We start from the raw sequence: 18,909 nt of genomic DNA on the forward strand, positions 1-18,909 counted from the left end.
GGCTAGGTTCTTTTTTTAGTACCCCTTAAATTTCAAGATGTAATCTCCTTCAAAAGGATCTCCTTGCATTAGGCTTTCACCTATAATTAATTTATACTCTCCTGATTGATCCAGTAAGTAGTTCAGATCCTTTCCAAAGGGCCCATCACTGCTTTTATCTGGCATAATAATTTGGTTAAACCTAATATTTCCAGCAGGAACGCCATTGACCTCGGCATTGAGGTTTTTATACGCTCCAGGATTAAAAGTAATTGTATCCGATTCCTTTCCAATTTTATGAAGTTTGATAGAGTCCCATTCTGATTTTAATTCTATGGCCTTGGAAGGTATGGGGTCAAAAACATCTGGTTCGATAGACTCGATAATTGAATCCGCAGAATTAGAGGATTCTTTTGCTGTTTCAGGGTTATTACAACTATATATTGCTATTGTAACTATGGATGAATACAGTAAAATCTGATATTTCATGGCTTATTTTTTTAAATTTTAGTATCATTGGTACAACAGTTAAAAGTAGAAAACTGTTCAATACAACAGTTAAATTTGTTTGAAAGTATAACTTTTGTTATTTTAACAAAAGGAACTAAATTCAACCTAAAAAATCCCCTCAGAAGAAGTTCCAATCAGATTTACTTGATGAAAAAGTTAAGAATATAACTTTTTGAAAATTTTTTATGAATTAATCTAAAGATCATATGAATAATCTAAAAAAAGGGGGAATAAAAGCTATTTGCCTTATTATTTCAGTATTGGGTGCTATTTCTTTAAAGGCCCAAGAACTAAAGTCAAATTCAACAATCATTTCTGTCAATGAAAAGGGTTTTTACCGTTCGATAAAAGTCGATAATCAGGAAATTCTAGGAAATGGTGAATATCCCATGATTTCAGCAGTTAAATCCAATAAAATTATTTTGCCTATAAAACTTACTGTTACACAGAATAAGTACACATTGAAGATGGAAGATGGCGAAGAGATTGAATTAAAAATTGAGCAGAAACCAGAAGCCATCACTTATGAGGTGATCAAGGTCAATCCTTCTTATAATAGTTTGATTTTTGGGCCAATTAAAATTACATCAAGAGAAGTGGTCGGTGAAGTAATAGGGGTTGTCCAAGATGGAGATATTGCTTTTGGAATCCAAGCTTTAAATGTAAAGACTAATGCAGGCTTACCACAAGAAATCGCTGCTGAAGTAAGCAGCAAGTTTAATTATAAGGGATTAAGCACAGATTTATCTGTTGAGAGTATTGGCTACAACAAATTTGCTGCAACCCAAGTTGAAGATGGGGCTGTTTTTCAATTTTCTGTTAGAAACAGAAAAAATACTGAATATAGAAAGGTTCAACAATTGGACTCATCCCTTACTATGCCGGTTAAAGGTCCGGACGCAGATATTACGGGAGCAAAAATTGCTTTATTTGGGGAAAAACGAGTAGATGTTCTCAGCAGAATAGGAGCAATTGAAAAAGAATTTGGATTACCGCATCCATTAATTAACGGAGAATGGAGCAAAAAAAGCAGAGAATCTATGCGTTCCTACTTAATTTCCAACTTCTCGAAAGATGATTTAGCGTTTATTATAGATAAGTCAAAAAAGGCAGGCTTTAAAAACATCTATCATACAGATCCCTTTGAAACCTGGGGGCACTTTAAATGGAAACCTTCCTTGTCAAGCACTGGGGACGCAGGCATTAAAAGTCTAGTTGAGCAGGCAAAAAAAGAAGGTATAGATATAGGTGTTCATACTCTTTCCAATTTTATTACGACGAACGATGAATTTGTAACTGCCAATCCAAATCCAAAGTTACTGTCACAAGGAGAACTATCATTAACAGAAAACATCAGCGCTGAGCAAACTGAAATTACTATATCAAATAGCAAATTATTTGATGTTCCCTTAACTCTAAATGCGATTCGAATTGCTGAAGAAATATTGACATTCGGATCCATTGAGAAACAAGCAGATCAAATCATTCTTAAAAACTGTATTAGGGGAGCTTTTGGAACAAAAGCATCTTCACATAATAAAGAAGTAAAACTTGCTAAACTTTGGGACTACCCATATAAAACGCTATTCCCAGATATAGAGTTACAGGATGAAATGTCATTACGATTAGCAGAAATCTTCAATAATACGGGGTTGAAACAAATATCATTCGATGGACTAGAGGGTTGTGCTTATACGGGTCAAGATTATTATGCTACAGGAAAATTCGTCAATAATTTCTACGAAAAGCTAACTGACAAGACAAATCTAATTAATGATGCAAGTCGATTAGAACATTATCTATGGCACATCCACACAAGAATGAATTGGGGAGAGCCTTGGGGAGAAGAAATGAGAGAGGGACAAGTTGAAAATAGAATTAAAAACCAGGCATTCTTTAAAAGGAATTTATTTCCAAGAATGTTGGGTTGGTTTTTAGTGAGGCTAGCAGACAGAAAATTTGAGACGACATCATTAGAGGATTTAGAATGGGCGCTTTCAGAATCAGCAGGGTTTGATGCCGGTTATGCAATGAGTATAGACATGAGAACCTTAAAGAATCATGGCCAAATAGACCTTTTATTAGAGGCTATGAAAAACTGGGATAAATTAAGGCTGGCGAATGCATTTAGTGAGTCTCAGAAAGAAAAGCTAAAAGATCCAAAGACAGAATGGCACTTGGAAAAAATGGATGAAAAGAATTTTAATTTATACCCTTTATATATATCAGAACGTTTTAGATGTGACCTCAGCGAAATGCAACCCGGACAACCGGGAGGGGCAGATTGGAGCTGGAGCAGTCCAGTTGATGGTACCTATGCGTTGAAAATTAAAGTAGAAGGCGATGGAGCAATCTCCAACCCTACTTTTAGAACAAGTTCAAATGTCCTAAAAATTAATGGCACCATAGAGGCTGGTCAATACGTAATACTTGACCATCATGGAAAAGCTACTTTAACAGACAAAAACTTCAAATACATTTCAGACCTAATCATTGAAGGCAAGCCAGAACTTAAAAATGGATCTTCTGCAATCGCTTTTTCATGTGATAGCAACGGAGACGGCGTGCCAGAAGTGATTGTACGTTATTCTGTGAGAAAAAATCCAGAGAAAATCACATTAAAATAGATATCAAAATAAGGATGGAGAATCAGGCAATGTTTCTCCATTCTTGTTTAACAAGTACATTATAAACCTTAGATGAGTGCATAAAAACAAACATTGTTTACTCTAATTAAACAATGTTAACAAAACCATATAGGTTCATTAAATAAATAATGTATCTTCATATCAAATTAACCTTGCAAGAGCATCAATTCACTAATTTATGTCATCACCTAAACTATATACCTTATTCTTTTTCTTCTTTCTCCTATCAACACAAGCCTCTTTCAGCCAGGAAACCATCTTTGCTAAAGATTATGGATTGATTCCAAACAGCTTTGTCGACCAATCCGAAAACATGCAAAAAGCTTTGGAGGCATGCAAGAAGTCATCTGCTAAAAAACTAATCTTAGAGAAGGGACGATATGATTTCTTTCCAATTTCAGCATCAAAAAGAATTCTATTTATCAGCAATACCGCATCTGAGGTTGAATGGCCAGATAAAACGAAACATATTGGACTATTGATTGAAGATCAAAACAATTTAACGATTAAGGGAAACCAATCAGAATTTGTCTTTCATGGAAAGATGACGCCTTTCGCGATAATCAGATCATCAAATATCAGAATTGAAGGTATTAATACCAATTTTGAGAGACCCACCATGTCGGAATTGCAGATCCTAAGCAGTTCAGATTCTGAAATAATAGCCAATGTACATCCATCTTCTAAATATTCCATCCAAAATGGAAAAGTACTTTGGTACGGCGAGGGTTGGTATAATACCCCAGAATTACACACTATACTTTCTGATACTGTTCAGGGAATAAATCAATATAGTTCTTTCAAACCTTTTCAGGAGGCAAATGCAGAAGAATTGGGAGTTAATCGATTGCGGTTTACCGGTAAGTTTGATCCCCAAAAATATCCTGTCGGTGGAATCTTAAGCATGCGAAATACGATTAGGGATGAAGTTGGAGGTTTTGTATATAGATCTAAGAATATTGAATTATCGGATTTGAATATACATTACATGCATGGGCTGGGAATTACCTCTCAATTTTCTGAAAATCTGACTTACAAAAACATCAATATTACACCATCTAAAGGTCGGGCAATTACATCTTTTGCAGATGGCATGCATTTTTCAGGCTGCAAAGGAAAAATACTTATTGAAAATTGTCATTACAAGGGATTACATGACGATCCAGTAAATATCCATGGAACTTATCTCCAAATTGTGGAAAAGATAAATGACAAGGAACTTTTGTTAGAATTTAAACATCACCAAAGCTTTGGATTCGACGCTTTTCTCCCTGGAGATACAATTGGGGTAGTTTCTCAAGAGGCAATTCAGCCGCTGGGTAAACTGATTGTTGAAAAGGTTGAAACCATTTCCCCACGTAAGATTAAAATCACTTTTCAAGGCAAACTAAATTCGAAGGTAAAAATTGGAGATGCCGTAGAAAATCTAACCTGGACCCCTGAAGTTATTGTGAAGAATTCCAGATTCGAGGGTACTAATACTAGAGGAATGCTCGTAACTACACCTAAAAAGGTGATTATTGAAAACAATACATTCTTTCGAACAGGTATGCATGCAATTTTAATCGCTGCGGATGTAAATAGCTGGTTTGAATCTGGTGCTGTATCGGATGTTACAATAAGGGATAATAGGTTTATAGACTGTGGATATAACCTCTCGTCAAACAATTATGCGATTGCCATTTTACCAGAAAACAAAAAAATTGTAAATGGACATTTTGTACATAGAAATATCAGTATTGAAAATAATTCATTTGAGACCTTCTCTCCCAACATTTTAATTGCGAACAGTACACAAGGTCTAAAATTTATCAAGAACAAAATTAATATCGACGAAAATAAACCTGCATTTGAAGCTTTTCGGAATAACTCTGGGAAATTCATAGTACTCAATGATGTTAAGGATGTTATAATTAAAGATAACCAGTCCAATAAGTCAGATATCTATATTGAATTAAGCAATTCAAATAAAAAAGAAATTTCTACTGATCTTAAAACAACGATAATAACAAATTAGAACTTTATTTCCAGAACATTCGAGCCAGTAAATACAGAATAACATAATTAAAATAACCTCTATTATCTCATGAAATTTATAGCATACGTAATCATTCTTTCTTTATCATTGATTTCCTTTAACACATTAGGGCAAAAGAAAGCAAAGCATGTCATTGTTGTTGGATTTGACGGATTGGGGGCCTATGCAGTTGAAAAAGCTGATATGCCAAATCTTAAAAAAATGATGCAGGAAGGTGCCTATAATACACATGTAAGAACTGTTTTGCCGTCCTCGAGTGCAGTTAACTGGGCATCTATGCTTATGGGAACTGGACCTACCATGCATGGATATACAGACTGGGGGAGTCAGACGCCTGAAATCCCTTCAGCAACTGTAACCCAAAACAACAGATTCCCCTCTATTTTTACTGCAATTAAAAAACAAAAACCTCATGCTAAAATCGGATCGGTATACAGCTGGGGAGGTATTGGATATTTATTAGAAAAACCGATCCTAAACTTTGATCTTCCAACCGAAGGAAATGAATTGGAAACTCAGAATAAAGCTGTTGAGTTGATCAAGAATGAAAAACCAAGCTTTTTGTTTATTCACTTCGACCAACCTGATGGGATTGGACATAATGCTGGACACGACAGTCCTGCTTATTATGAAGAGCTTAAAAATGTAGATAAGAGAATTGGAGCAATTCAGAAAGCGATTCAAGATGCAGGAATAGAAAAAGAAACTTTGCTAATTGTTTTGTCTGATCATGGTGGAATAGAAAAAGGGCATGGCGGCAAATCATTAATGGAAATTGAAGTTCCTTGGGTAATGACAGGGCCAGGCGTGATCAAGGGTAAAGAAGTAAAAGAACCCATCATTGTTTACGACCTCGCACCAACGGTAGCCTGGGCATTAGGAATTAAACCCGAAGATGTTTGGAGAGGAAAGGCTATTACTAGCTTCTTTAAAAAGTAGGAATTGAACAGATTTAAACAAAATAAAAATCATTAGTTTATTGCTAAACGGCCAATTGTAAATCAATGAAAAAACTAAAACGACTTGTTTTCCTTGTCATATTTCTCTTTTCTAATTCGATATCTGCGCAAACTAAAGCCCCCAACATTGTACTATTTTTAGTAGATGATATGGGATGGCAAGACACTTCGGTTCCATTTGCAAAGGAAATCACCGATAACAATAGAAAATTCAGAACGCCAAATATGGAAAAGCTTGCAGCAAAGGGCGTAAAATTTACTTCTGCTTATGCAAGTAGCGTCTGTTCCCCAAGTAGAATCAGCTTATTTACTGGATCAAATGCCGCAAGGCATCGTGTTACGAATTGGACTTTGCATAAAAATCAAAAAGTTGATGAAAAGCATCCTATTTTAAACTTTCCTGAATGGAATGTGAATGGCATGTCTCCTGAGCCTGGCATTGAAAAAACATTTCACGCACAATCACTTGCTCAGATCTTAAAAAATGCGGGGTATCAAACCATACATACAGGAAAAGCTCATTTTGGTGCAATTGGAACTCCCGCTGAAAATCCTATTAATATAGGATTTCAAATTAACATTGCTGGCCATGCTGCAGGAGGTCCGGGATCATTTCTAGGTGAAGAGAATTATGGAAATAAAATATTCAATGGTGAAAAAAGTGTTTGGGGAGTTCCTGGATTAGATAAATATCACGGTACGCAAACCTATTTGACCGAAGCATTAACTATTGAAGCGTTAAATGCATTGGATAAAAGAGATTCTAACAAGCCTTTCTTTTTATATCTTTCTCACTATGCGGTCCATGTACCAATCGCAAAGGATAAGAGATTTTATCAAAAATATATTGATCAAGGTTTAGGCGAAAAAGAAGCGACCTATGCAGCCATGGTTGAAGGGATGGACAAAAGCCTTGGGGATGTAATGGATTACCTACAATCAAATAACCTAGAAGAAAATACTATCATTCTTTTTATGTCAGATAATGGAGGCTTGAGTGCCTCAAATGCATTAGGTGGTGAAATGCATAAACACAACAAACCATTAAACAGCGGTAAAGGGTCTGCCTATGAAGGAGGAATAAGAGTTCCAATGATTGTTTATTGGCCAGGTAAATCCAAACCAATGTCCGTCTGTGATCAATATGTCATTGTGGAAGACTTCTTTCCTACGATTCTAGAAATGGCTGCTGTAAACACCCCAAAAACGCCTCAAATTATAGATGGAAAAAGCTTTGCAATATTCATATCCAATCCAAACAAGAAACATAATTCGCAAAGGTCCCTCTATTGGAACTTTCCCAATAATTGGGGACCAACTGGACCTGGAATTGGTCCATCCGCAACTATTCGTAAAGGAAATTGGAAATTAATTTACTATTACTCAGACCAAAGAAAGGAATTATTCAATCTTCAAGAGGATATTGGAGAATTGAAAGACTTGGCTGAATTAAATCCTAAAATAACAAACTCATTATCTAAGGATTTAGGGAATTATTTAAGAAAAGTAAATGCTCAAAGGCCTATTTCAAAAACATCGGGGAATGCTATCAAATGGCCTGATGAAAATTAAATTCTAAAAAATATAAAAAGCGAATCAAATGATTCGCTTTTTTCAAGTCCTAAAAATATCCACAGATTAAAGATTGTAATTTCAGATTGATTTATCCAATTATCCATATTTTTACAATATGGCTGAGAAAAACTCTTACATCATTTATCTACGTGTCATTGCAACATTTTTTGTGGTCATGATTCATGCCTCAACCGGCTTCCTTTACCGCATCGACACCGGGGCTTTTGATTGGAGTTATGCTAACTGGATAAATGCAGCAACAAGATGTTCTGTGCCCATATTTGTAATTATCTCAGGATACTTGTTGCTACATAAAGATGAGAACACCTGGTTATTTTATAAAAAACGTATTCCTAAACTGTTCTATCCTTTTGCGTTCTGGACTTTAATTTACCTTGTTTATTATTTCTATCGATATACCAACTTCGAATCACTTTCTTCAGAAAAGATAGGCTCAATCATACTTGATAAGATATTGCATGGTGCCAATGCACATTTGTGGTATCTATATATGATCATTGGCCTTTACTTAGCTATACCATTCTTAAGAAAGATTATGCAGCAATCAACAAAAAGGGAAATTGAAATCTTTTTATTTTTCTGGATGCTGTCGATGTGCTTCACAAGCAAACCCCTTTATTCAGTAATGCCTAAATTCGATTTGACCTTCTTTTCTGGGTATGTCGGCTATTTGGTGTTGGGTTATTATCTCAGCATTCAAGATTTTAAATTTAAAAACAGGACTTGGGTTTTTGCCATAACATATATACTTATGGTTGTAATTGGGGCTATAGGGACAAACATCCTCAATCAAGGCGCAAATAAGCTAAATACATTTTTCTATAACTATGTTTTTGTCACAACAGCTATTGCAGCAGCCTCCCTTTTTCTTTGGGTCAAAGAATCTGTAAAGCAGGCAAAAGTTCCAAACTGGATTTTGATCATTGACAAATACAGCTTCGGGATATATTTAAGCCATATCATCCCTTTAAATTACCTGCACCCGCTTATTTCTAAATACCTCAGTACAGCATGGGTAATTCCGTTGGCAACTATAAGCACAGTCATTGCCTCTGTCCTAATCACCTTGATCATTAGAAAAATTCCTTACGGTAAATATGTAAGTGGATAGTACCTTTCCAGTTAGTTGGACTGAACTGCTTTTGAAAGTCTATAGGTCATGATTTCGGTACCCTTAGATTTTCTCACAATTTCTTTTGTATTTCTAAGAATTAATGTGTGAGTTCCAAGTTTGCTGTACGAAACAAAATCTCCTTCTGGTGTTTGTTTGCAAATTACAAACATATGCCAGCCTGGGTCGGATGGAAGTGAGATAATTACCATTCTTTCAGCCTTAAGTTCATTTTCTATAGTTCTGAAAAGACTATCTATCGGAAAATTTTCATCTCGCGGCAATGCGAATTTTTGCGAAAAAGTAATCCCAAATAATTCTTTTTGGTCAAAGTTACGAAAGGAACCATCACTTTTGTTTTTCCATTCATATTGTAAGTCATAAAAGTCAAAATCAACTACATTATAATACTTCAGTATCATTTCTACCGTTGAAGGTATACAAGACAATTCAAAGAGTTGATTGTGATTATTTACCACAAAATCTAAATAACCAGGATTAAAAGTTTTTTGTGATTGCGCCTTCGAATTAAGGCTAATGGATGTTAATATTATAACTACTAAACTAAATAGTATCTTTTTCACAATTTAATTAATTATTGTTTACAATCAGTCCTAAAGAATATAATGAATATGAACCTCTATCATGATTCATTAAAGCGATTACCCTCTAAAAGCTTGGAGATTTACTATAGGTCATAATTTCAGTACCATTAGACCTTCTCACAATTTCTTTTGTATTTCTAAAAATTAACGTATGACCTTCATGCTTGCTGTATGAAACAAATTCTCCATCCTTAGTTTTTTTATATACTACAAAAATAGGCCAACCCATTTCAACTTGTAATGCAATGATTACCTTTTTCCCAGATTTCAGTTCATAATCTATTGTGTTAAACAGACTATCTATCGGAAAATTTTCATCCCTAGGCAAATTAAATTTCTGAAAAAAAGTAACCCCGTTCAATTCTTTTTTGTCAAAGTCTCGAAATGAACCATCTGATTTATTTTTCCATTTGTTTTGTAGGTCATAATAGTTAAAATCAACAACCTTGCAATATTTAAGAATCATTTCAACAGCAGAAGGAATACCAGAAGCTGGAAAAATTTGATTATGGTTATTTACAACAGAATCAAAAAAATCATAATTATTGCGATTTTTTATTTGGGCATTGGAATGAAAACTTACTAAAGTATATATTAACACAATTGAACTAATGGTGATCCTTTTCATAAATTATTGTGTTTTATTGTAGTAAAATGTTGTTTTATAATTGGTTTCAGACTACAAGTTAATGAATCATGTTTAACTATTAAACATGAGATTATCGAATCTCAACTAGAACCCTTCGACGAGCAGGGAGCCGAGTTCCGGCTTAGGAGTATGCTCTCAGGGCCATGGATGGCTATAGGAGAAACTTTACATCTTTACCAACCCTGCTTCCGCCATAGGTCTCTCTACTAAATACTAACAACTATATACTAAAAATGCAGTTATTCATCCTTCAAACTATCTATGGGATTTGATTTTGCTGCTCTTACAGACTGATAACCTACTGTTAACAATGCTGATGCTATAGTCAACAAACTTCCCCAAAAAAATGGTCTCCATGAAATGTCTATGCGATAGACAAAATCCTTCAGCCATTCATGAGAGGCCCACCAAGCAAGTGGAGAGGCTATTAGGACAGCTATAATGACCATCTTAACAAAATCTTTTGTAAGCATGGCCGCTATACCAGAAATGGAAGCCCCTTCTCAAAGCTAAGTTCATAGCTCACGTATTTATAGATAACCCAACATGAACTGATACCTATGGTCAATCCCAGAACATTAAGAAAAGTAAAGAGTGGATTTCTTTTTAGATGTCTTAAACTGTTTTTGAGCAAAAACCTGAACATAGAATATTGGTGAATAAGTTAATAATTACAGTACTATTTTCAATTAGTCCAATTCACCTGCCAATTTAATAACTATATTGATAAACAGAACTTTAACTTATCCACTCTTTGGATTCTGTTCAATTTCGAACATAAAATGTTCATTATTGTACATCACTAATCTCGAATAGAACCAATCCAAAAATTCCAAAACCTTGAAATCAATTCAATTAAGAAATCTAGAATAGAAAGGTGATTTATTATACGCCAAACTCTATATAACTATTCTTTTTTTTGAGATCATAAATCAACTTTAAAGCCGATACCTCTTAAAGACTGAATACTTAAATTTTTATCTTGCTGCAAATACTTCCTCAGTCGAGAAATAAATACATCCATGCTTCGACCTGCAAAGAAATCATTGCTTTGCCATACTTCCATTAAAACATCTTCTCTTGCAATCAGTTGGTGTTTGTGCTGAATAAGATAAGAAAGTAATTTAGATTCCCTTTCAGTTAGTTGCACCGAACCACTTTGAGGATGTAATAGTAGCATTTTCTCTTGATCAAATGTATATGTCCCTAATGGTATGACCTGTTGTAAAGCTGGTTGAGTTTTTGTTCTTTTTATAATATTGTGAAGACGTAATGTCAGCTCTTCAGGATCGCATGGTTTGGTCATATAATCATCGGCTCCGATCTTTAGGCCTGTCAATTTATCAATTTTTTGGTCTTTGGCAGTTAGAAATAGGATAGGCAGTTTAGGACGTATAGAAATTAATAATTCGGCAAGCTTAAACCCATTCATATGAGGCAACATTACATCCAAAATAGCAATATCATATAAAGAAAGGGAATCAAGCCTATCTAACATTTTACGAGGATCATCTATCCATTCCACTTGCATATTGGAATATTCCAGGTATTGCTGCAACATTGCTCCGAAGTCGTTATCATCCTCAACTAATAAGACTTTATTTTCCATACGGCAAAACAATTAAGAATTCTGACCCTTTGTTTATTTGGCTCTTTACATTGATATTTCCATTAAACTGATCTACCACCTTTTTCACAATGTAGAGCCCTAATCCAAGACCCTTAGTATTATGAATATTGTCCTTTTGTACACGATAAAATTTCTCAAAAATATATGGTATTTCATTTTCATCAATCCCCTGTCCATTATCAAGAACTTTAATATGCAACATATCATCAATTAAATTTACAGAAAGACTTACCTCAATCGCCCCATATTTGAAACTGTTTGTTATCAAATTGCTAATGATGGTTTCAAATAAAACCTTATTAACACGAATTGACTCTTTAGGAAAAGATAATAAATTGACCTGCCCATTTATATCAGCTGTCTGTAAATCAAATAATAAATGGTTAATATCTCTTAAATCATATTCACTTGTTTCGGTTGTAACAGCAGGATCGGTAAGTGGCTGCAATAATTTCTCCAACCGAAGTATCTGACGATCTAAAACTGAGAAATTACAATCATTGTGCTTTTTCTGCAAATTAACTGAAGCTAATTTCATCGTAGATATAGGTGTTCTCATTTCATGTGAGACATTATCTACCATATCATGAAGAACCAAAACCTGTTTCTTCTGTTTAAGAAGATTTTTATAAGTAATATAGAATATATATAGAATGGCAATTAAGATAAGTAGGGAAGCTACCACAAACAACAATAATTCTTTGAATATAATCCAATAAAGATTTGCAATAATAAAAGTAGTTTTTCTTGAAACCAAAAAGCTATAGCTTATGATTTTTTCATCTTCTTTAACTTGTTCATTTATCTTTTCTTTTTCTGAAGTTGACTTGGAATAGGACATTTCCCAGGTTCCACTTGTAAGAGAATTTTCCTTCCCCTTATCCCCTGAAGACTCATATATAGTGATATTCTTAGTAAGAAGATCACGGTTTTTAGTATGAGAATAAATTGAGGTTAATTCTTTTTTCACCGCGACTTGATAGCCAAGGTCCATGAATAAGCTATCTACATATTTCTTTAATTTCCTAGAAACCGTATCTGATCGATCATTGTAGAATCTCCGAACACTATCTTCATTGATTTTATTATCATCTAATGCAACAAATAATTCAAGATAGGTTTTGTTCTTCATGTAATAAGAATCATCGAATCTATCTACATCATCTTCTAGGTCCTTTAATTTTAAGCGAACAGTTTCAACTATCTCCTTTTGCCTCAATGCATAACTATTGACCAGAAAATAAACCTGCATACCGACTAATACAGTAAAGAGTAGCAAAAACGACAGAATATATGTAATCGGTCTATTGTTCATATCACAAATATAAATTAAGGATTTCAACATTAATGCACATTAACCCCTCATTAACCGTTCGTTAACCATCCTTTCAAAACTCAATGATCAATTTTGAAAAAAAAATAATGATGAAATTCGTTTTAATGCTTCTATTATTTCCCCTGTCACTGTGTGCTCAGGAAATAACCCTAAATGGTCGTGTATTTTCTGAACTACAAAAGCCGGTCAATTCGGCTACTATCACTTTTAAAGATTTCCAAACAAAGCAACCCCTAACATCTGCGGTTTCTAACAATGATGGAACCTTTAAAGCAACTTTCAAAGCTCAGGACAGTTTGATATTGGAAGTTTCGCATTTAAGCTATGTAACCTATTCTGAAGTCCTTTTCCCCAATTCTATTGACAGCTTGTTGATTCAACTCTATGCCAAAGGTAATCAGTTAGAAGAGGTCTCTGTAATCGGCAAAAAACCTTTAATAACTCGCAAGATTGATCGATTGGTCTATAATGTCGAAAATAGCAATATTACTTCACTTAACAGCTGGGAAATCCTTAAGAAAACTCCATTGGTCAGTGTTCAAGGTTCAACTATAAGTGTAAGGGGCAATTCCAGTATCAAAATATTAATTAATGAAAAACCCGTGATGCTAAGTGGTGAAGAGTTAAAAGCACTATTGGAAAGTAACAATGGATCTGATATCGAAAGCATTGAGGTTATTACAAATCCGCCTGCAAAATATGAAGCATCCGGATCTTCAGTCATTAATATTAAAATGAAAAAGACCAATTTATTTGGCTATAAAGGTGTTCTCACAGCAAGACACACGCAAAGCGACTATGCAAAAGAACTACTTGGGATCAGTAATTTCTTTAGGTCTGAAAAATGGAATATCAAGGCTACCTATAATTTCATCAGTGGAACTTATGCCCGATATGGGACCGATTTTATTTATTATCCAAAGGACGAAACGGAATGGAAAACAGAATTAAATCGGGTTGATCATGCAAAGAAACAAAGCAGCTATTCAATTGGAGCAGACTACTTAATCGATAGTACATTAACTCTTTCTGTTGGAATCGATGGATATTATGATCCCAAGACATATGGATATTATAATGTACCAACTAGTATTTCAAACAATAGTGGAACTGTGATTTCAAGATATCAAACCCTCAATGACCATATCCGAACAAATAAGAATAATAACTTTTATACCCAATTGAGCAAGGTATGGTCAGAAAACAAAAAGCTAGATTGGACAAACTATGCTTCATTCAGCAACAGTACTCATTGGCAAGATATACAAACCCATCTCAACTTTGTAAATCAGCCTACGGATACATCTCATTTTAGTACTGATAATATAAATAAAATCCAGATGTATGCCAGCCAATTGGACCTAACTAATTCATGGAAAGGTGTTGGTTTGGAGTATGGTGCGAAATACAGCTTTGTTAAGACCCAAAGTGATTTACTGTTTCAAGAAATGGTGAATGGAACAATGCAACATATCCCTGAAAAAAGTAATCTCTTCAATTATAAAGAACATAATATAGCGGCTTATTTATCGGGCAGTTATTCTTATAAAAAATGGCAATGGAAGGCAGGATTGCGAGCTGAACAAACGTTATTAAATGGCACTGTTGAACCAAGCCTGGATTTTAACAAACAAAATTATCTAGAATTTTTTCCTACTTTCTACACACAATATGATTTTGAAAAAGCCGGTCAGATAGGATTTTCATATGGAAAGCGGATTCGCAGACCTTCATACACTTGGTTGAACCCTGCAAAGTCATTTTACAACCTTTTCTCCTATTTTCAAGGAGACCCCAGACTTCGCGCAACCATTAGCCATAATCTCAACTTGAATTACACCATAAAGAATTGGAATATCGACCTTTTCTATCAATATGAAAAATGGCCAAATATGGAAATTTCATTTCAAAATAATGAGACAAATGAGCTGGTATATAGATATACAAATATCCGAAAAAGAGAGTTGGGGGGACTGAGTATAAACAAGAATTTTGTACTCTACAAAACTTGGCAACTTCAGACAGATCTAACTGGTTATTTTCATGAAAACCAATTCATGGGAATGGATCAACAATTATACTTAAATAATGTATTCTCTTTTAACAGTCGAATTAATACTAGTCTGGTTATTGACCCGAAATCTAAGTGGAACTTAGAGGTTGGCTATAACTTCTATTCACCTTCTATCCAAGGCCCATTCACAATCTCCTCTTTTTCCAGCACCTATTTAACTACTTCAAGAAAATTCTTCAAAGAACGGTTAGAGCTCAGTCTTTCCTTTCTTGATATTTTTAAAGATGAAGGGACTACAATCAGAACGCGTTATGCGGACCAAAACAATTACTTTTTAGATTATGCTGATGCACAAAGAATTGTAGGAACCCTTAAATATTCCTTCGGAAATCAAACATTGAAAAATGGGAAGTCTGTAAAACAGGCAGAAGAAAGAGGAAGATTTTAAAAAACTACTATATACTAAAAATGCTCAGCCTTCGCTGAGCATTTTCCGTAGCCCGTAGGGGAATCGAACCCATTAGGCAATAATCTCTTTGTCAGTATTTTACAAATATTATGTATCTCGACTCACCGAATTACTCACTGATTTGATATATTTTTTTGCTGCAATTTGCTATTAAATAAATTTAGTAATTTTTGTTAATATTATTTAATTGTAAAATTTATTTTTTTATTAACTTCAGTGATTCGAATGCTGTCGTTTTGATAAAAACTACTGATAATCAGCTGGTTTTTTCTTTTTCGGATAGAATCCCTAAAGCTGGAGAAAGTCGGGGCTTGTTACATTATTTTTTATATTTCCCAGTATGACACGGTTTTAACTTCAACCTTAAACTTATCTTTCTCAATGAAGGATTTCTTCCAAGCATGCTTTCCAGAGAATAAAACCTCTATCCGGATCGCTATAATCATGTAAAATACGGTTGAAGTTCGCAGGGAGATTATTTTCCAAGAATCTTTGTCTACCTTTTTCACGAATAATCTGCAGATCTTTATCTATCGTCACAATGGCTTCTTTCAGAGTAGTCCTATCTTTTTCTATGTGCCAGATATATGTTGCCTCCTCGGTATCTAGGGTTTCAAGAATTACGTGGTACTTCTGATCACCCGACAGAAGAAATACAAACGCGAATGGACTGAGAACAAACCTAATCTTCATTATATTACTTTGGTGGTGATCTGCTAAAAATTGAACTTGCCTAGAGTGTTTGTATTTTCGTAGTTTAAGGATTTCAGATAATAATTCCTCTTCGTTTGCATATACAGTCTCACCATCCTGTAACTGGTCCGAAGTCAAAATATTTTGCTTTTGAAAAGGCAGCTTGCTTAATACCCCCTTGTTCAGAAACTGAAATTTTACCCCTTCCACAATTTCTTTATTTATCCGTTCAATATCTTCTGATGTGGCAATCTGTGCAACCAGTTTTCCATACTCAAATTCTGCGTTTAACTGAACTTTGATGTTTTTAGTTTTCAGTATCTTGATAAAGTAAGGTTTTAATACCTCAAACTCAGGCCTAATCTCCAAATTTTCGATATGAAATTCTAAAACTGTATGCATCTCTTGAACCTTGTAAGTAAAGGCTACATAGCCATAATGGAACGATAGATCCTCAACGGCTATTTTGGCACTCTTTTCTAAAGTAAATAGGTGACCGGTTTGAGGTTGGTAATCCATTGTAGGTTCGTCAAAAAGCGTTGCCTGTTTGGTTATTTTACGGTAATATATATTTCGTTTGAGAAACATTTTGTCTAGGTAATCGATCTGTACATCCCGATAGTCGTATATCGTTGGATTGATCTCGGATCGCTGCACCCGACCGATGTATTGAATCAATTTACCATGGAAAGCAAAGGGATAGGCCAAAAGAAGTGTGCTGATATGCTGAATATCCGAACCTTCGCCAAAATACTGACCTGTCGTAATAAGTACTTGAAAATTCCCTTCTGACAATGTTTTCCATTTCGCTTTCTTGCTGCTGTCTGAATCATCTCCGCTGAGCGTTATGGTTTCATAATTTGATTTTAGCAATAGATTAAGCGTCTCGATATGTTCTTTTCTTTCGGTAATTATAACCGCCTTTTTCCCTTGATTTAGCTCTGCGGATACATCGTCTACTATTAATCTGTTTCTTGCTGTATCATGAATTAGAATTTGGGAAAGTGTTTCGAAACTGTCGCTTTTAGAATTATAGGGAATATGGAGTTTGGTATTCCGGACGATGATATTTGCCCTTTTGTAATCTTCAATTTCTTCTGGTTGGATTTCCATAATGATATCACCGAGATAAGTAAAGATCAATTTATCATCATTATATTTCCGAAAAGGAGTCGCTGTGAGACTGTAGCAATAAACACTGTTCAGTTTTCCGACGGTAGTACGGTAAGATTCCGCCGGAACATGATGGCATTCGTCGATTAGAATTGTGCCAAATTTGTCCTGAATAATTTCGATATGTTTTGGAAGACTTTGTATCGTTGCAACGGTTATTTTACCAGTACCCAATTTTACTTTTCCCTGCCCTATAATTCCGATATCTGCTTTTGGTATCCCCAAGAATGATTCTATACGTTCTACCCATTGATCTAACAACTGTTTACGGTGCACGACAATAAGTGCAGGTTGTTGTTTGACTGAAATTATCTTCAAGCCAATAACAGTTTTTCCCGTTCCTGGTGGTGCGACGATTACCCCGAAATCTTTTTTTCGTACTGCGCCTACAGCAGTGGTTTGATGTTTTCGCAACGCGGCATTAAAAGAGAATTGGATTGTCGGGAGTTCACGCCTATTGTCGACAAAGTCATGTGCTAAATGTGCTTCTCTACAGAATCGTAGCAATTTCCCAATAAATCCTCTTGGGATGAGGATTTCATTTTCCGTTTCTTCAATTAATTTAAAAAATCTTGGCGTTTCGAAAGTGCTTCTCCCTGACTTTTTCTTGATAATAAAGGCTGAATTGGCAAAATTAAGTTGCTCCTTCAAAAAATTGATGAGTACAAAAGGTATAGCGTGACTATTTAGACGGATCGTATTGCTTAGGGTAATCTTAAGTTTTTCGTCAATAGCTGGGATATAGCTATCTGCACTAGTAGCCCCAGTATCGTTATATAATTCCTCAAGTAAATTTAAACTTACTCTTTTTACTTCTTTTAGATATGCGATTTGATCAGGAAATGGATCCATTGTTTTAGGATCGACAAAGGAACTGTTGCCCTTCTGTACAGCCGGCAAATATAAGGGCAGCGCAATTAGGTTTCCTAAACCTTTCCCTGACAGGCGATCTTGATTTGGAAACAGACGGTCAAAGCTGGAACTCTTATCAAATGGCGAGAATGCACCGCATTGTTCCAAAATATTTATAAATAGCTTACGGCTCTTGCTTGCTGGATAAGGGCTCTCAAAGAAAATCCAGATGTGTGCGCCATTGCCGGAACGGGACCGTTCAAGATAAGCGGGAACGTTTTTAGCAGTACACGCTTCTAAAAATTTCAATGCCTGTTCTTTCCAGTCGGATTTATCGAAATCAGCTACTAAAAACCAAGAGGTATTGTCTTGCAATAGCGGATAAATTCCGACCTGTTGAAGGCCTTTAAGATGTTCAGCAACTTCCATTTCTGACAATGGCAGGTAAGTTTTGTGTGCATAGCTTTGAAAAGTACCACCATTAGCTTTATGTAGTCGATAATGGTATGGATCATAGCTATAGGCCGGCATATACCCGCTTTTATTTCCCTTCTCCCAGCGTAAAGCAAATACGTCTTCGCGACCTTTAAAAAGGTTGAGAAGATAGCTTATGTCGTCGTTAGTGAACTCCACTTGTTTTTATTTTG

13 protein-coding genes are annotated in these 18,909 nt (G+C 35.0%); 6 read left to right on the forward strand and 7 right to left on the reverse strand.

From position 1 onward, the window contains the following. Positions 1-15: 15 nt before the first annotated feature. Positions 16-468 carry a hypothetical protein gene (locus E0Y80_RS12050; protein WP_156307922.1) on the reverse strand — a complete coding sequence of 151 codons (453 nt, stop codon included), beginning with the start codon at positions 466-468 and terminating at the stop codon, positions 16-18. A gap of 227 nt (positions 469-695) precedes the next feature. Here E0Y80_RS12050 and E0Y80_RS12055 point away from each other — a divergent pair, with 227 nt between their 5' ends. The 5 genes from E0Y80_RS12055 to E0Y80_RS12075 all read left to right on the forward strand — a co-directional run bounded on the left by E0Y80_RS12055 (position 696) and on the right by E0Y80_RS12075 (position 8,841). Further along, positions 696-3,116, forward strand: a complete 2,421-nt coding sequence (locus tag E0Y80_RS12055) for a hypothetical protein (RefSeq protein ID WP_156307923.1) — start codon at positions 696-698, stop codon at positions 3,114-3,116. A gap of 199 nt (positions 3,117-3,315) precedes the next feature. Next, positions 3,316-5,154, forward strand: coding sequence for a right-handed parallel beta-helix repeat-containing protein (locus tag E0Y80_RS12060; protein ID WP_156307924.1), 1,839 nt, complete (start codon positions 3,316-3,318; stop codon positions 5,152-5,154). A 69-nt stretch (positions 5,155-5,223) separates the two neighbouring features. Next, the gene (locus E0Y80_RS12065) at positions 5,224-6,114 is read left to right on the forward strand and encodes an alkaline phosphatase family protein (RefSeq protein ID WP_156307925.1); all 891 of its coding nucleotides are present in this window, start codon (positions 5,224-5,226) and stop codon (positions 6,112-6,114) included. 65 nt (positions 6,115-6,179) lie between these two features. After that, positions 6,180-7,706: a sulfatase gene (locus tag E0Y80_RS12070; RefSeq protein ID WP_156307926.1), complete on the forward strand. Its 1,527-nt coding sequence runs from the start codon at positions 6,180-6,182 to the stop codon at positions 7,704-7,706. A gap of 118 nt (positions 7,707-7,824) precedes the next feature. Then, positions 7,825-8,841, forward strand: coding sequence for an acyltransferase (locus E0Y80_RS12075; protein ID WP_156307927.1), 1,017 nt, complete (start codon positions 7,825-7,827; stop codon positions 8,839-8,841). A gap of 11 nt (positions 8,842-8,852) precedes the next feature. Here E0Y80_RS12075 and E0Y80_RS12080 read toward each other — a convergent pair whose 3' ends face one another. The 5 genes from E0Y80_RS12080 to E0Y80_RS12100 form a co-directional block, all read right to left on the reverse strand. Then, a complete protein-coding gene (locus E0Y80_RS12080) occupies positions 8,853-9,425 on the reverse strand; it encodes a hypothetical protein (RefSeq protein ID WP_156307928.1) in 573 nt (190 codons plus the stop codon). Between the two features lie 85 nt (positions 9,426-9,510). Continuing rightward, on the reverse strand, positions 9,511-10,074 hold the full coding sequence (locus E0Y80_RS12085; protein ID WP_156307929.1) for a hypothetical protein: 564 nt from the start codon (positions 10,072-10,074) through the stop codon (positions 9,511-9,513). Positions 10,075-10,334: 260 nt separating this feature from the next. Next, the gene (locus tag E0Y80_RS12090; RefSeq protein WP_156307930.1) at positions 10,335-10,568 is read right to left on the reverse strand and encodes an ABC transporter permease; all 234 of its coding nucleotides are present in this window, start codon (positions 10,566-10,568) and stop codon (positions 10,335-10,337) included. A 452-nt stretch (positions 10,569-11,020) separates the two neighbouring features. After that, positions 11,021-11,704, reverse strand: a complete 684-nt coding sequence (locus tag E0Y80_RS12095) for a response regulator transcription factor (protein ID WP_156307931.1) — start codon at positions 11,702-11,704, stop codon at positions 11,021-11,023. Continuing rightward, on the reverse strand, positions 11,694-13,070 hold the full coding sequence (locus E0Y80_RS12100) for a sensor histidine kinase (protein WP_156307932.1): 1,377 nt from the start codon (positions 13,068-13,070) through the stop codon (positions 11,694-11,696). Before E0Y80_RS12100 ends, E0Y80_RS12095 begins: the two co-directional genes overlap by 11 nt. 77 nt (positions 13,071-13,147) lie before the next feature. On the opposite strand from E0Y80_RS12100, the gene E0Y80_RS12105 reads away from it, so the two are divergent. Then, the gene (locus E0Y80_RS12105) at positions 13,148-15,523 is read left to right on the forward strand and encodes an outer membrane beta-barrel family protein (protein WP_231596034.1); all 2,376 of its coding nucleotides are present in this window, start codon (positions 13,148-13,150) and stop codon (positions 15,521-15,523) included. Positions 15,524-15,922: 399 nt separating this feature from the next. On the opposite strand, the gene E0Y80_RS12110 is transcribed toward E0Y80_RS12105, so the two are convergent. After that, entirely contained in the window at positions 15,923-18,895 is a 2,973-nt protein-coding gene (locus E0Y80_RS12110) for a DEAD/DEAH box helicase (protein WP_231596035.1), read from the reverse strand. Between the last annotated feature and the right edge of the window lie 14 nt (positions 18,896-18,909).

This window comes from Sphingobacterium endophyticum (assembly GCF_009733535.1).
Taxonomy (GTDB): domain Bacteria; phylum Bacteroidota; class Bacteroidia; order Sphingobacteriales; family Sphingobacteriaceae; genus Sphingobacterium; species Sphingobacterium endophyticum.